This is a genomic window from Pauljensenia sp. C0254C2, assembly GCF_056583835.1.
This window is the reverse complement of sequence record NZ_JBWPJO010000008.1, coordinates 19,008-33,252: the sequence shown is the minus strand read 5'-3', so window position 1 is coordinate 33,252 and position 14,245 is coordinate 19,008. Positions and strand designations below refer to the sequence as shown.

13 protein-coding genes are annotated in these 14,245 nt (G+C 61.5%); 9 read left to right on the top strand and 4 right to left on the bottom strand.

Going from position 1 to position 14,245, the window contains the following annotated elements; translation table 11 throughout:
• The first annotated feature begins 10 nt into the window (after positions 1 to 10).
• From AC1DA5_RS07300 to AC1DA5_RS07280, 5 genes are read left to right on the top strand one after another with little or no spacing between them, the layout of a single operon-like run.
• The gene (locus AC1DA5_RS07300) at positions 11 to 1,300 is read left to right on the top strand and encodes an ABC transporter permease (protein WP_082628661.1); all 1,290 of its coding nucleotides are present in this window, start codon (positions 11 to 13) and stop codon (positions 1,298 to 1,300) included.
• Between the two features lie 21 nt (positions 1,301 to 1,321).
• Positions 1,322 to 2,758 (top strand): ABC transporter permease, encoded by a 1,437-nt coding sequence (locus AC1DA5_RS07295; protein WP_480289764.1) that lies wholly within the window; start codon positions 1,322 to 1,324, stop codon positions 2,756 to 2,758.
• Positions 2,759 to 2,767: 9 nt separating this feature from the next.
• On the top strand, positions 2,768 to 3,556 hold the full coding sequence (locus tag AC1DA5_RS07290) for an ABC transporter ATP-binding protein (RefSeq protein WP_058237790.1): 789 nt from the start codon (positions 2,768 to 2,770) through the stop codon (positions 3,554 to 3,556).
• Between the two features lie 37 nt (positions 3,557 to 3,593).
• A complete protein-coding gene (locus tag AC1DA5_RS07285) occupies positions 3,594 to 4,157 on the top strand; it encodes an FMN-binding protein (RefSeq protein ID WP_058237791.1) in 564 nt (187 codons plus the stop codon).
• On the top strand, positions 4,129 to 5,271 hold the full coding sequence (locus AC1DA5_RS07280; protein WP_480289729.1) for an FAD:protein FMN transferase: 1,143 nt from the start codon (positions 4,129 to 4,131) through the stop codon (positions 5,269 to 5,271). The genes AC1DA5_RS07285 and AC1DA5_RS07280 overlap by 29 nt, the downstream gene beginning before the upstream one ends.
• Here AC1DA5_RS07280 and AC1DA5_RS07275 read toward each other — a convergent pair.
• From AC1DA5_RS07275 to AC1DA5_RS07260, 4 genes are all read right to left on the bottom strand, one after another.
• Positions 5,202 to 5,441 carry a helix-turn-helix domain-containing protein gene (locus tag AC1DA5_RS07275; RefSeq protein ID WP_070728209.1) on the bottom strand — a complete coding sequence of 80 codons (240 nt, stop codon included), beginning with the start codon at positions 5,439 to 5,441 and terminating at the stop codon, positions 5,202 to 5,204. The genes AC1DA5_RS07280 and AC1DA5_RS07275 overlap by 70 nt on opposite strands.
• 2 nt (positions 5,442 to 5,443) lie before the next feature.
• Entirely contained in the window at positions 5,444 to 5,917 is a 474-nt protein-coding gene (locus AC1DA5_RS07270; RefSeq protein WP_157886302.1) for a DUF2975 domain-containing protein, read from the bottom strand.
• A gap of 148 nt (positions 5,918 to 6,065) precedes the next feature.
• Positions 6,066 to 9,056 carry an FAD-binding and (Fe-S)-binding domain-containing protein gene (locus AC1DA5_RS07265; RefSeq protein WP_092648216.1) on the bottom strand — a complete coding sequence of 997 codons (2,991 nt, stop codon included), beginning with the start codon at positions 9,054 to 9,056 and terminating at the stop codon, positions 6,066 to 6,068.
• Positions 9,057 to 9,137: 81 nt separating this feature from the next.
• The gene (locus tag AC1DA5_RS07260) at positions 9,138 to 9,866 is read right to left on the bottom strand and encodes a 5-formyltetrahydrofolate cyclo-ligase (protein ID WP_480289725.1); all 729 of its coding nucleotides are present in this window, start codon (positions 9,864 to 9,866) and stop codon (positions 9,138 to 9,140) included.
• A 49-nt stretch (positions 9,867 to 9,915) separates the two neighbouring features.
• On the opposite strand from AC1DA5_RS07260, the gene AC1DA5_RS07255 reads away from it, so the two are divergent.
• From AC1DA5_RS07255 to AC1DA5_RS07240, 4 genes are all read left to right on the top strand, one after another.
• Positions 9,916 to 10,908 (top strand): UTP--glucose-1-phosphate uridylyltransferase, encoded by a 993-nt coding sequence (locus tag AC1DA5_RS07255; RefSeq protein WP_285016023.1) that lies wholly within the window; start codon positions 9,916 to 9,918, stop codon positions 10,906 to 10,908.
• Positions 10,909 to 10,921: 13 nt separating this feature from the next.
• Positions 10,922 to 12,142, top strand: a complete 1,221-nt coding sequence (locus tag AC1DA5_RS07250) for a molybdopterin molybdotransferase MoeA (protein WP_480289723.1) — start codon at positions 10,922 to 10,924, stop codon at positions 12,140 to 12,142.
• Complete coding sequence (locus AC1DA5_RS07245; RefSeq protein ID WP_480289721.1) at positions 12,142 to 12,885, top strand: GNAT family N-acetyltransferase; 744 nt, start codon at positions 12,142 to 12,144, stop codon at positions 12,883 to 12,885. Before AC1DA5_RS07250 ends, AC1DA5_RS07245 begins: the two co-directional genes overlap by 1 nt.
• A 71-nt stretch (positions 12,886 to 12,956) precedes the next feature.
• Positions 12,957 to 14,099, top strand: coding sequence for a hypothetical protein (locus AC1DA5_RS07240; RefSeq protein ID WP_480289720.1), 1,143 nt, complete (start codon positions 12,957 to 12,959; stop codon positions 14,097 to 14,099).
• Positions 14,100 to 14,245: the final 146 nt, after the last annotated feature.

The window sequence follows — 14,245 nt, the reverse complement described above, 5'->3', positions numbered from 1 at the left end:
ATGTGACAACATGTTTCTGAGAATGCTCAAAGGAGCACTGTTCCGTCAGCGTGGCCGCCACCTCATGATTGCCTTGACTGTCGCGCTCGGCGCGTCGGTTGCGACATCCATGCTGTCAGTCATGTTCGACGTGGGCGACAAGATCAACCAGGAGCTGAAAAACTACGGCGCCAACATTGTGGTGCGCCCCAAAGGCGCGGCCGTGGTCCAGGATCTGTATCAGTTCGACACTCCGGTTGAACAGGAAGCATTCCTTCAGGAAGACGAGCTCGGCAACATCAAGACCATCTTCTGGACCTACAACATCGTTGACTTTTCGCCGCTGCTGTCCGTACCGGTGACAACAACCGGCCAGTCATCCACCGATGACAGCATTGAACTGACCGGCACATGGTTCAGTCACGATCTCAAACTCCCCACAGGCGACACGGTGACAACCGGCCTGACCAACCTGCGTGGATGGTGGACAATGGACGGCGCGTGGCCCCAGGACGGAGACGACAACTCCGTCATCGTCGGCTCGAAACTGGCGCAGACTCAAGGATGGAGCGTCGGGCAGACAATCCCGCTGTCAGCACGCGGACACAGCCAGGACGTCACCATTTCCGGTATCTTCACCTCAGATGGAGATGAAGACTCCCAGATTTACGCGCCCCTGCATCTGGCTCAGACATTCCTGGACAAGCCCGGCGCCGTCGGATCTGTTGAAGTGTCGGCTCTGACCACCCCTGACAACGACCTGGCACGAAAAGCCGCCAAGAACCCTGCATCCCTGTCGCTGACTGAGAGGGAAACCTGGTACTGCACCGCCTACGTGTCCTCCATTGCCTACCAGATCGAAGAAGCCATGACAGATGCCGTGGCGCGGCCGGTGCGTCAGGTCTCAGAATCTGAAGGCATCATCATGGAGAAGACCCAGATGCTGATGCTGCTGGTGACGGTTCTGTCACTGGCCGGATCGGCACTGGCGATCGCGAACCTGGTGACCGCCAACGTGATGGAACGGGCTCCCGAAATCGGCTTGCTCAAAGCAGTGGGAGCGAAAGACAACGCCGTTGTGCGCATGCTGCTGGCAGAAATCACGATCGTCGGCCTGGTGGGCGGCGTCGCCGGATACTTCGCCGGCATCGGATTCGCCCAGATCATCGGCCGAACCGTCTTTTCCTCCTCCATCGCAGTTGCGCCCGTAGTGGCCGGAATCGTTGCAGTGCTTGTGACGATCGTGGTGCTGGCAGGCTCGATTCCTGCCATACGCTTCCTGCTGGGGCTGCGGCCGGCAGAAGTGCTTCACGGAAGGTGATAGTCGGTGAATAAGAGAAAAATGTACTGGCGCATGGTCACATCCTCGATCCTGCGTCGTCGATCCCGCGTGCTGATCGCAGTTCTTGCTGTTGCCATCGGCGCCACGACCCTGTCGGGACTGGCTGCCATCGCCATTGACGTGCCCAGCCAGATGGCGCAGGAAATGCGCCTGTACGGCGCGAACCTCGTGGTCGTCCCCTCCGAGAAGAACGACAACCTGACTGACCAGACCATCAACCGTATCGACGAAGTGGTGAAATCGTCGGGTTCAACGCTCGTTGGCTCAGCTGCTTTCGACTACCAGCCGGTGTCCATCAACGACCAGCCGTACGTGGCGGCAGGAACCGACATTGATGCTGTCAAGGCAATCAACCCGTACTGGTACATCGAAGGTGAATGGCCCTCAGCCGGCGGGCAGGTGCTCATCGGCCGTGAAATCGCCTCCACCATTGATGCCAAAGTGGGCGACTCGATCACCGTGTCGCAGCTCGCCGAAGGCGCCTCCTCGGCTGCCCCCCAGTCCGGCAGGCAGGACGCATCGACCGCTCCGGGCACCACAGCGATGAGCGGGGCCCCTGAGATCCCCGAAGGCTCCCACATGATGCCCGACGGCACGATCATGAAGAACAGCGAGATGCCCGGATACGACCCGTCGAAGAACGTGGACGGAATCTACGTTGGAGACCAGCCGCAAAGCGCTCAGTCCGGTGCGCCGACCACAAAGAAGGACGCGATCGAACAGCTGACGCAGAACAAGCCGACCGCTCCGGTCGCCCCAGGCAACGGCAAGGGGCAGGCGCCCGATCCGGTCGACACACGCGACATCTCACTGACAGTGTCCGGAATCCTTGAAACAGGTGGATCAGAAGACGGCTTCCTGTTCATGAGCACCGCCGACATGTCGCAGCTGACCGGCAAGGACACAAGCTACGGCGTATCTGAATATTCGGTTGCCGGGCAGGCGGAAGCCGTCTCCGCCCTCGCCAAGCAGATCAATGACGCAGTCGACGGCGTGAAGGCCTCGACAGTGACTCGACTGACCCATTCTGACGAGGGCGTCCTGACGATGCTGCGCTCGCTGATGGGAATGATCACGATCATCGTGCTGGCTTTGACGATGATCGGCGTGTCCACCACGATGATGGCTGTGGTTGCGGAACGACGCAATGAAATCGGCCTGCGCAAAGCTCTGGGAGCTCACTCGAAATCAATCGTGCGTGAATTTCTTGGTGAAGGCGTCATGCTCGGCATTCTGGGCGGTGCGATCGGCGCGGTGCTCGGCTACCTTCTGGCGATCGTGATCTGTCTGAACGTCTTCCACCGGACAATCGCATTCCACCCGCTGATGGGAGTGGTTACTGTGCTCGCATCAGTGATCATCGCGACGCTGGCATGTCTGATTCCAGTGCGTCGCGCCCTCGACGTTGACCCTGCACTGGTGCTGCGCGGAGAATAAGGAGAAACAATGACATCACAGGTGAAGGACGACCTGCTCAGACTTGAGCACGTCTCGAAAATCTACGGCGACCTGCACGCACTGGATGACGTGTCGCTGAGCGTGCCGACAGGGCAGTGGCTGTCGATTGTGGGCCCGTCCGGGTCAGGCAAGACCACGATGATGAACATCGTGGGATGCATGGACCGCCCCACCAAAGGCACCGTGACGCTCGACGGGCGCGACATTTCCGAGCTGACCGCCTCCGAACTGACGACCGTGCGCTGCCAGACCATCGGCCTGATTTTCCAGCAGTTCCACCTGATTCCGCACCTGACCGCCCTCGAAAATGTCATGGTCGCCCAGTACTACCACTCGGTGCCCAACGAAAAGGAAGCGCTGGCGGCACTGGACCGGGTGGGACTGGCCGATCGCGCCACCCACCTGCCGCGACAGCTGTCCGGCGGCGAGCAGCAGCGCGTGTGCGTGGCCAGGGCCCTGATCAACTACCCGAAACTGGTGCTGGCTGATGAGCCGACCGGTAACCTCGATGAGCACAATGAACAGATCGTGCTGGATATTTTCCGTCAGCTTCATGCCGATGGAACCACGCTGATCGTGGTGACTCACGACGCCCTCGTCGCTTCGTGTGGCCAGCGGGAAATCCGCCTGGATCACGGTAAAGTCGCCAGGGAAACGTGGCACGACCACGACCGGGACAATGCGGAAGCTGCAGGCGCGGCGTCGGGGAACCTGGCAACGGGTCGCGACGTGAAAGAAAAGGTTCCAACCCCTGAACCTCGTGACGATGCGTCCTGAGGCGCCCGAACACTGTCAGCAATGAGATGAATCGCAGATGACTAACATGACGTCTTCACAGTTTTCACGACTTGTCACCATGGGGTCGCTCGGTGGGCTCGGCATGATGATTCTGAGCGCGTGCGGCCCGTCGATCCCACCGGTGGACATGTCACTTCCCATGAATGACGGAGAGTACACCGGGGAATCCAATCCTGACGAACAGGGAGCCATCGGCACTGTTCATATCACGGTGGAAGGGGGCAAGATCACCTCCACCTCTTATGAAACCCGCATGAAGGACGGCGAGCTCAAGGACCAGAACTACGGGACGACCAGCGCCGGTGAAGTGGGCAACAAGGATTACTATAAGCGCGCCCAGAAAGCGGTGGAGGCGTTCAACAAGTATTCCGACGAGCTGACGGCCACGAACGACCCCAACGAAGTTGATGTCATTTCAGGCGCCACTGTTGCGCACAGTCAGTTCATGCAGGCGGCGATCCGAGCCATCCAGACCGCTCAGGGAGTGGAAACCCAGTCCGGGGAGGATGCGGCCGACCAGATCGACGTGCCGGGCCTGGACTTCAGCGACGATGACCAGCTCGACGAGTTCTCCAACTGATTCACCCGGCCCCGAGCTGCTTGTTGATCTGCGCGACTCATCGTGGCGCATGTCCTTTCCCGCGATGGGCACGCGCGTCGATCTCATTGTCGAGGGCGGCTCCGCCAGGCAGATGACGGAAGCTGTCTGCGAACTTGTTGCACGCCATGAGCGGCTCTGGTCGCGTTTTTCGGCGCACTCCGATGTGACACGGTTGAACACTGCGTGCGGACAGTGGGTGGATGTGGATCCGGCGACGTGCGCATTACTGGCACGCGTCAAGGACCTGATCGACGTCACGTCAGGCTGTTTCAACCCGCTGATTGAGCCGGTGCGTCAGCTGTGGGACCCGGCAGGTGCGCTGGCAGCTCTTGTCGCCGGCGCAGGTGCTGCCACGAGCACGGAGAGCGCAACCACTCCGGGCAGCGACGCGCTGGCCGAGATGTTGCCACTGTGCTCACCGGGGATGCTTGACGTTGACCCGGCGGCATCGCGGGCACGCCTGAAGGGCGGCGCACGCATTGACCTGGGCGCGATTGCGAAAGGTGCCAGTGCTGATCAGGCTCGGGATCTGTGTGCCCGACTTGGTGCCCGTGCCGCGCTCGTGTCGATCGGAACATCCTCCATTGCCGCCCTGGGAAGGCGCTCCGACGGCACACCGTGGCGCGTGGGGATACGCGACCCGCGCAGCAGTGAATCATCGTGGCTTGGGTACGTGGAACTGCCTGACCGCATGTCACTGTCCACTTCGGGTGACAACCTAGGAGCACTCGTGGACGTGGCGCCCGACCATGCGCAGCGTTTCAACCATGTCATCGACCCGCGCAGCGGCATGCCCGCCCGGATCCTTGCCCGTTCGGCAACGGTGATCTGCGCAGACGGCATGACGGCTGAAGCGCTGTCCACCGGCATGCTCATCGGCGGACGGCAGGCGGTTGTCCTGCCACACACAGCAGATGGTGATGTGGCAGCGTCGCCCTCGTCAATCATTGTCGGCGGCGAGCAGGGAGTGATGGCAGGCGGGATTCGCGTCGATGCCAGGCCCGCGCAGATCTGGCATCCGCGTCAGGAATTGTCGGAATCTGATGGTGGGGCGGGTGTGTCGGGGCAGAATTCGAGCACGTCACCCACCTGACAGTCGAGCGCCTCGCACAGTGCGTTCAGAGTGGAAAAGCGGATGGCGCGGGCCTTGCCGGTTTTCAGGTTCGACAGGTTCGCCAATGTGATGCCGATGCGCTTCGACAGGTCAGTGAGCGTCATGCGGCGTTCCAGCAAGATGCGGTCCAGTGTGACGTGAATACTCATGGCTACACCGTCAGCTGATTCTCATCCCACGCAGCAATCGCAGCGCGGAAAATGTGTCCGGTGACCAGGAAGAAAACAGTGCCGCCTGCGCTGAGCGTCACCATGAAGATCGCCATCAGAAGGATCGAGATGTGCTGGAGCGGACTGACGCACATGAACCAGATGGTCGCGCTCACGTAGTAGATCGTGGCGGCGATGCACACCCACTGCGCGCGGCCAATCAGCGTTAATGCCCGGTGCGTGAAGACTGTGCGGCGCTCAACGAGCAATAGGAACTGGTAGGCGATGATCAGGATGGCGAGGAATGGAAGCGTGGCGATGATGGAGCCGACGAGGATCGGGTACTGCAGGTGTGCCATTTCCGGCCAGGCGGCGGCGCTGTAGTCGCTTTCTGACCAGAGCAGCAGCCAACTTAAGACAATGCCGAGGCCGAAGATCACCAGAACCACGCGGGCAATGATGGTATGCGGTTTCATGAGTGTGCCTCCTTCAAACATCACATGGTTATCGATAAACGATAATAATTTATCGATGTTCGGCATGTCAATGGGTGTGGTGGCAGGACGGCACATGTGCTGATTGGTTCAGTTAACGTGACGCTGAGTGGCGAGGCGCAAGGCGGTTTTAGATCTGCGATGCCAGCAAGCTTGCCAGATGCATGCCGCCTCGGTCAGCGAGCTGCTGAGCCTGAGTGCGGCACGAGAAACCATCCGCCAGATACACGGCATCTGGATACGCATTGAGGGCAGGGAGCAGTGAGGTGCGCGCCACCTCGACCGACATATCGTAGTGCCCCTTTTCCATGCCGAAATTACCGGCCAGACCGCAACAGCCATCCAGCTGGACAACGGTGGCACCCAGTGAATCCAGCAGCGCCCGATCTGCGCTCCACGTCATCACCGAATGGTGGTGGCAGTGCGGCTGCGCCACAATTGTCGTGCCATGTAAATCAGGCAGAACACGCTCCTCCTTCGGAACAGTGGCCAGCACTTCAGCCAGAGTATGCACAGCGCGCGACACGGGAACTGAGCGCCGGTCATCTGGCAGCAGATCCAGCAGATCATCACGCAGGACTGCCGTACATGACGGCTCCACGCCTACGATTGGAATCCCAGCTACAGCGAACGGTGCCAGAACGTCCAGCAAAGCCGTCAGTTTCTTCTTCGCCCCAGTCAGCTGCCCCGTCGTAATCCACGTCAGGCCGCAGCACGCATGGGGAGGAATAATCACCTCGAAACCGTTCTGACGCAACACCGCAACCGTTGCACGCGCGCCCCGGTCGTCAAGCGTCTGTGAAAACGAATCGGCCCACACCACTGCGAAGCGTCGGGCTTCAGAAGCGGACGAGGAAGCAGGCGATGCTGTCTCAGCAAGCCGCTCGGCACTCGACGGCACTGCTGACGGAGGCGCATCTGCAACCAGGTGCCGCCGCCTGGCCCATCGCTGGAAGGTTCCGGACTGAAGAGCGGGCATCGGTCTACGCGCATCCATACCCAGCAGTGCGAATGCAGCCCGGCGAATCGCATCTACTCCCATCACTGCGTTGGTCAGGGCGGATGCACCCGGAATGCGGGCGCTCAGGCCCGTCCACAGGGGCAGGCGGCCCAGCGCATAGTGGGACAGCGGACGCAGGCGCCCACGGTACTTACGGAAGAACACCTCAGAGCGGTACCTGGCCATGTCCACACCTGCCGGGCAATCCGACGAACAGGCCTTACATGACAGACACAGGTCGAGCGCTTCGAGCACCTCCGGTGAGGTGATTGACTGGATCAGTTGCCCATTGGCAGCGTCCTGGAGTGTGCGCGCCCGCCCTCGGGTCACGTCCTTTTCCAGATGCGACGCCTTCCACGACGGGCACATAAACGTGCCGTCAATCGTCGCGCGACACTTGCCCACACCTGTGCAGCGATGGACCGCCTGAGTGAAATCACCGTGGTCTTCCCCGAAGGCGAAGCCTCCCGCCGCTGGCAACGAGCGTGCACGAGGGCGCCGCAGGAAATCATCGAGCTTGTCGATCTGGTTGGTCGGTGAGGCCAAAACACCGGGATTGAGCAGGTCATCGGGGTCGAACAGGGCCTTGACGTTGTTGAACAGGTCAATCAGTTCCGGGGAGTACATGAAGCGCAGCAGTTCCGTGCGTGCACGCCCATCCCCGTGTTCACCGGAAACTGAACCGCCATGCCTGGCGCACACCTGAGCCGCCTCCTCCAGGAAACGCCTCGAATGCGCCACCCCAGCCCCGGTCTCGAGTGGCATGTTCAGACGCACATGCACGCAGCCATCTCCGAAATGCCCGTACAGCAGCCCGTCAATGTCATACTCATCCATCAGCGCCGTGAAATCACGCAAGTAGGCTCCGAGGCGGTCCGGTGGCACCGCGGCATCTTCAAAACCGGGCCATGCCTGTTCACCGGTCGCTGACGTTTCAGATGGGGGAGTGCGCCCACCCAATCCCGCACCATCAGCGCGGATGCGCCACAGTCGCGTGGCATCATCCCCCGGAGGGTAGACCGCCGCATCGACCGCATGAGATGCGGCCGCAAGTCTGCGAGCCTGTGCCAGCGATTCCTCTTCGCTTCCGGCCGACACCTCGCACATCAGCCACCCGTCACCCTTGGGAAGCGCCGGCACGGCTCCGGGTCCGCGGTGAGCTCGTACCACGTCCACCAGGCGCGAATCCATCCCTTCGACAGCCAGCGGCTCACAGCGCAAAATTGTGGGTACATCGTCAGCTGCAGCAATCATGTCCGGATACCCTAACGCCACCAGCACGGGCGCTCGCGGAATCTCCACCAACTTGACGGTGATCGACACGATTGTGGTCAGCGTCCCCTCGGTGCCCACCAGCATCGCCGCCAGATTGCGATGCTTCTCAGGGGTCAGATGCTCAAGCGAATAACCCGACACCTGCCTGCCGAAACGCCCCAGTTCCGTGCGGATGAGCGCCAGATTGGAATCAATCAGCGTGTCCAGTCCAGGCACCTGTGAGAGGTCAGAGTGGCTGGTGGAAGCGGTGAAGCGTCTGCCTCGTCCATCGATGACGTCGAGGGAGACGATGTTGTCTGACGTGCGTCCCCAGGCGGTTGCGTGAGGCCCGCACGCATTGTTGCCCACCATGCCGCCGATCGTTGCCCGGTTCTGGCTGGACGGATCCGGACCGAAACGCAGTCCGTACTTGCGGGCAGCTTCCTGCAGGGTGGATTCCACGCAGCCCGGCTCCACCACGGCCGTGCGCGCCTGCGGATCGATCGACAGCACTCGGTTCAGGTGGCGCGAAAAGTCAATGACGATGCCCGGTCCACACGCATTGCCAGCACATGACGTGCCACCCCCACGGTTGGTCAACGGAATGGAGAAGCGTCGCGACGCCTCGCACACGGCCAGGACGTCCTCGGTTGAACGAGGGAAGACAACGAACTGCGGCGGAACGCGATAGTTGCCGGCGTCTGTGGAATAGCGCGCGCGGGTGCCTGTCGTACGATCAACCTCACCGTCGAGCACGTCAACCAGGTGCGCGTAGCAAGCTTCCACGTCGCGAGGCCGGATATCGGCGCGCTTGGGCAGGGGGGACGAGGCTGTCGCCGGCTCACTGCTGAGTGGGTGGAAGCTCATAGGCTGATTGTGCCACTTTTGATGCCTGCTCTGCGCCGCCATCAGGTATGCGAACTGACAGGTGTGGCTGTGTCGCGGGCGTCAGCGAGTCAGCATCACCATGCGTGTGGGTGTCACAATCGCGTCTACGGCGACATCGTGAGGATCGACAGGCAAGGCGCCTGTATCCCACACCTCTTCATCGAACAGTGCGATGACCAGTGGAGCACGGCGCCTCACAGGCAGTGCGCTTTCCTGCGGCGACCTCTCAGCGTGATCCGTGTTCCACCTACTTAAGGCCCGGTCATACCACCCGCCGCCCTGGCCCAGGCGCGTGCCCGAAAGGTCGGCGGCCAGGCCCGCAAGCAATACAATGTCGACGCTGTCAGGAAGTTCGGCATAGGGCGCATCGGAGAGATGAGGCTGGGCAGGCCAGCGTGCAGAAGGCTGGTCGAGGACTGCTGCCAGACGGTCAGTCGTCAATGATGACCAGGCAGATGTGCTGGCATCAGGAAAATCAATACAGCCCCACGCAGGTTCGTCCAGTGCACGCCCCTGCCGGTTAACGACAACAGGCAGGAAGCAGCGACCCGATTCAGCGACGATGGCTGAGACATCCGGCTCGGTGGTGGTTGGAACAAACAGTGCCGGGAGGTGAGGACACCCTACTCCGAGCGCGTTACAGGCCTGCAGCCACGAGCGGACCAGTCCGCGTTGCTCCCGCCGGCGCAACTCATCGGCTTCGCGGCCAGGGAGTGCATCCCACCGGGCGCGCCTGTCACGCCGCTGGGCGCGAATTCTGGCGCGAAGTGGAGCTTTTTCGTGCAACATGGCCCCTCCTGAGCACTGAACATCTCCTACTTAGGATACTGTGGCAGACATGAGCGAAACTGAGCCCACTCGTCACGCGCGCGTGCGTCACGCCGTGATCCCAGCAGCTGGACGCGGAACGAGATTCTTGCCGGCAACGAAGTCTGTGCCCAAAGAAATGCTGCCGGTCGTTGACCGACCATCCATTGAATATATTGCGCGCGAAGCCACTCGAGCCGGCATTGAAGACATGCTGATCATCACTCGCACCGGCAAAGATGCCATCGAGGAATACTTCGACGCAGATCCCGGCCTGGAGGCGGCACTGGAGGCCTCTCACAAGGAATCACTGCTCAAGATCGTGCGCGAATATGAGCACCTCGCGCGCATGCACTCTGTGCGCCAGGGACATCCGCTGGGGCTGGGACATGCCGTCCTTCAGTCACGCTTCCACGTTGGTAACAATCCTTTTGCCGTCATGCTGCCGGACGATTTGATGCACCCAAAGTCCCGCCTGCTGGAGAAAATGCTCGCGATCCGCACGGCGATCGGCGGATCGGTTGTCGCACTCATGCGTGTCACACCCGAACAGGCAACCGCTTATGCTTCTGTTGACGTCACCCCGATGCCGATTCCGGAAGGCCTGCCCATCGACATTGAGGAAGGCACATTGTTCCGCCTCAACAAGGTTGTCGAAAAGCCCCCGGTCGATGAGGTGCTCAGCGAATACGCCGTGGTGGGCCGCTACGTCTTCAATCCGCGTATCTTCACGGAACTGGAAAATATCGAACCCGGTCACGGTGGTGAATACCAGCTCACCGACGCATATGCCCGACTCATCGACGTGCCAGCCGAAGAAGGAGGTGGCGTAGTTGGCCTGGTTCTGGATGACCGCCGCTTCGACACCGGAGACAAACTCGGCTACCTCACCGCCTCCATTGAACTGGCGCTGGAGGACCCGGAACTGGGACCCGGAGTACGCTCGTTCCTGGAAGAGCTCATGGCAACACAGCCGGGGGACGCCCTCGACGATTCTGACAGCACGTCACCCGAGCACCACTGAAGGGACAACCTGAATGCGTTCGGTCGCAGAGTTTTACCAAGACTGCCTGTCAACTGTTGGCCAGCAGCCGCCGCTGGAAGTCCAGCTCGCTGATGCTGTGTCGTGCGTGCTGGCTGAAGACGTGCAGGCCCGCTTCGACCTTCCCGTAGCGGATCTGGCCGGATGCGACGGGTACGCCGTGCGATCGTCTGACCTCGAAGGGGCGCGCCCGGACAGTATGGTGACCCTGCCGGTCACCGAGGAAGTCAAGGCTGGAGATGTTGACCCGGCCGCGCTGGTGCCGGGAACTGCCATCCGCATTGCATCGGGAGCGCCGGTGCCCACAGGTGCAGATGCGGTGATCGCACTGGATTTTACGGATCGCGGTATGGCTAAAGTGACCGTGCGCACCCAGCCGGCGCGCGGTGAGAACATCCGGCGTCGCGCCGAAGACGTGGTCGAGGGAGACGTGGTTCTGCGTCACGGCACGCGTGTAGGTGCACGCCAGGTAGCGCTTCTGGCCGGCGTGGGGCGCTCACGAGTGACAGTGCATCCACGTCCACGTGTGGTGATCCTGTCGATTGGTGACGAGCTTGTGGAGCCGGGTGAACAGGCACGACCCGGCACGGTGTTCGATGCCAACGGGCATGCCCTTTCCACCGCTGTGGCGGATGCGGGTGCTCAAACCTTCCGCGTGGCAGCCGTTCCTGATGGCCGTCAGGCACTGCGCGAAACGATCCAGGACCAGCTGGTTCGCGCTGACCTCATCATCACGACCGGCGGCATCTCGTATGGCTCAGGCGATACGGTGCGCGAAGTGCTCGGCGCGCTGGGCACGGTGCGCTTTGACAATGTGGCCGCATGGCCCGGGCATATCCTTGGAGTTGGAACCGTCGGTGACGAAGATGACGCGACTCCGATCTTCTGCCTGCCCGGTGACCCTGTATCCGCGCAGGTGTGTTTCGAAGTGTATGTGCGTCCTGCTCTTCGACAGATGCAGGGATGGACGACACTCAGCAGGCCGAGCGTGCAGGCTCGCGTGGATCGCTCATGGTATTCACCACGAGGGCGACGCGAATTTGTCCGCGTGCGCCTGACGGGGTCGCCTCGAACCGGATACCAGGCCAAAGTCATGGGATCACCTGCAGCGCTATTGCTGTCCGCACTGGCTGAATCGAACGCACTGGCGGTCGTGCCCGAAGAGGTCACGAATGTGCGTGCCGGTGACGCCCTGCAATGCATGGTGCTTGATTAATGCTGTTCGGCAGGCCGCGGATCTGGGGACGCCACCCCGATGAGCTGACGATTCGCATCGACGATCCTGTGGGTCGCGCTCTGATCAGGCCGCATGGCAGTGCCTCGAGAATCGGGGCGACGGGGAGCGCTGCGCGAACGGGGCGTGATAGCGCCGTGAAGCTCGGGGACAGTGTTGTGATCCGTCCGGCCTACGGTAGCGATCATCTTCGCATCGAGAAAGCGCGTGCCGAGAATTCTGCGTGGCTCAAACCCTGGGAGGCGACGCTGCCGGTCGGATCGACAGAGGAACTCCCCGACATCTGGACCTATCAGCGTCAGGTCGACAGGCAGCAAAAGCGCGGAACGAGCCTTGTCATGATGGTCGAATGCGACCGTCAACCGCTGGGTTTGATCACCGTCTCCAATGTTCAGTGGGGGGCGATGTGTCAGGGCGTCATCGGCTATTGGATGGTCAGGAAAGCCGCTGGGGTGGGGCTGGGTGCGCTGTGCGTGGCTGGCGTCATCGACCTGATGATCGGTGAGCTGGGCTTGCACCGGGTGGAGGTCAACGTCCGGCCGGAAAATGATCGATCTTTGGGATTGTGCCGAAAAATCGGGTTGCGTGAAGAGGGCTACAAGAAGCGTTACATGTGCATTGCGGGCAGGTGGGCTGATCACGTCAGCTTCGCTTTGGATACGGAATCCTGGCCCGAGGGCGGCATCGTCCAATCCGTGTGGAAAATGCCGCTGACGCTGACCTGATTCGCCTCTCATTTGGCGCCGGCGCGCGCGTCAGAACCTGTTTTTGGCAGCCCGTGCCGTAGCGTTAATACGTGGAGTACGGTGGAATCATTGTTGTGATGGCAATCGCGATCACGATCGTCGTGATTGTGCCGCACCTTGTTGACCGACGCACGGCGATCACTCAGTCCCGCGAGGCTGACCGATTCTCGCCCAGGATGCGTCTGATTGATGAGGAATCGGCACTGCGCCATCACAGTGGCGATACTTCATCCACCGCCAATTCGCACTGCGGCTCGACACCGTTGTTGGCGCATCAGGCGCTGCAATCCGATGATGCTGCTGGAGCGGATGACTACCACGCGCGCCCGGCGCTGCCGGCCACCCAACAACCTGCTCACCTTCGTGGTCATCGAGGAGACACCATGGCTGACGAATCGCGATCCGCACGTCGACCCGACGGGACGACCCACGCGCAACGAGACTATGTGCGCACCCGCGAACTGTCGCGCCTGCGTGCACGCCGCGCGGCACGTATTGCCAGTGAGAAGGCAGCAGGTCAGCGCCGAATGATCCTCAGTGGGGTGTGTGCAGCAATCACTGTGCTGATGATGCTGATTGCAGCGCTGACCACGATGTCATGGGCATGGGTTTTGATTCCCGCGGTGGCACTTGCTGCTGGCCTTGGCGTGTCACGCTGGAGCGCCATTCGTTCCCAGCGCGTTGGTGAAGCCGAAGAAAAGCGGATTATGGAGCTGACGCGTGGCACCTCGGCACGCCGCAATTCCTCGCCTTCGCCCGTCGCCTCCGAGACTGTGGAGCATGCTCCTGCGTCTGAAACGGCAACCGACGAGGGGCCGGATGAAGCCCTTGGAGCCGACGCGTCGATCGAAATCCAACGTGTCGACGACGAGGCGCAGGCGTCTCACAGTGTTGATGACGAGGACGCACGACTCGACCAGGCGACCCGCGATGTCGCCCAGACGCAGCGCGCATGGTCCGTCCAGCGCATCCCTGCACCGACCTACGCATCACGCCAGGAGATTACCGGCCGAGTGGTGCACGCCGATACTGATTTGCGAGGCATCCCTCAGGTCCCTTCCGATGTCCGAGGGCGTCCTATCCACGCGAGCTCATCTTCCGGTCAGCAGATGCGTTCGACTGAAGAGGTCGCCGCTCAGGCGGATGTCGCGTTCGATCTGGACGCGGTTCTGGAGTCTCGTCGCGCCCAATAACGGTGCTGCTTCGGCGCTGCATCGCTCATGTTGATGTCGGCCTGGTAGCGCGTCGCGTCCGATGGAGTTGCCGATTCGGCAGTGCAGTGTGCCCGGCAGAGTCGCCGACCCGGCAAAGCCTGGTGAGTTTGCGGGTCTGAAAATCA

Coding starts and splice junctions, on each gene's coding strand:
- AC1DA5_RS07275 (WP_070728209.1), bottom strand. CDS start 5,441: ATGAGTATTCACGTCACACTGGACCGCATCTTGCTGGAACGCCGCATG.
- AC1DA5_RS07295 (WP_480289764.1), top strand. CDS start 1,322: ATGTACTGGCGCATGGTCACATCCTCGATCCTGCGTCGTCGATCCCGC.
- AC1DA5_RS07300 (WP_082628661.1), top strand. CDS start 11: ATGTTTCTGAGAATGCTCAAAGGAGCACTGTTCCGTCAGCGTGGCCGC.
- AC1DA5_RS07285 (WP_058237791.1), top strand. CDS start 3,594: ATGACTAACATGACGTCTTCACAGTTTTCACGACTTGTCACCATGGGG.
- AC1DA5_RS07250 (WP_480289723.1), top strand. CDS start 10,922: ATGCGTTCGGTCGCAGAGTTTTACCAAGACTGCCTGTCAACTGTTGGC.
- AC1DA5_RS07255 (WP_285016023.1), top strand. CDS start 9,916: ATGAGCGAAACTGAGCCCACTCGTCACGCGCGCGTGCGTCACGCCGTG.
- AC1DA5_RS07270 (WP_157886302.1), bottom strand. CDS start 5,917: ATGAAACCGCATACCATCATTGCCCGCGTGGTTCTGGTGATCTTCGGC.
- AC1DA5_RS07260 (WP_480289725.1), bottom strand. CDS start 9,866: ATGTTGCACGAAAAAGCTCCACTTCGCGCCAGAATTCGCGCCCAGCGG.
- AC1DA5_RS07280 (WP_480289729.1), top strand. CDS start 4,129: ATGACCAGCTCGACGAGTTCTCCAACTGATTCACCCGGCCCCGAGCTG.
- AC1DA5_RS07265 (WP_092648216.1), bottom strand. CDS start 9,056: ATGAGCTTCCACCCACTCAGCAGTGAGCCGGCGACAGCCTCGTCCCCC.
- AC1DA5_RS07245 (WP_480289721.1), top strand. CDS start 12,142: ATGCTGTTCGGCAGGCCGCGGATCTGGGGACGCCACCCCGATGAGCTG.
- AC1DA5_RS07290 (WP_058237790.1), top strand. CDS start 2,768: ATGACATCACAGGTGAAGGACGACCTGCTCAGACTTGAGCACGTCTCG.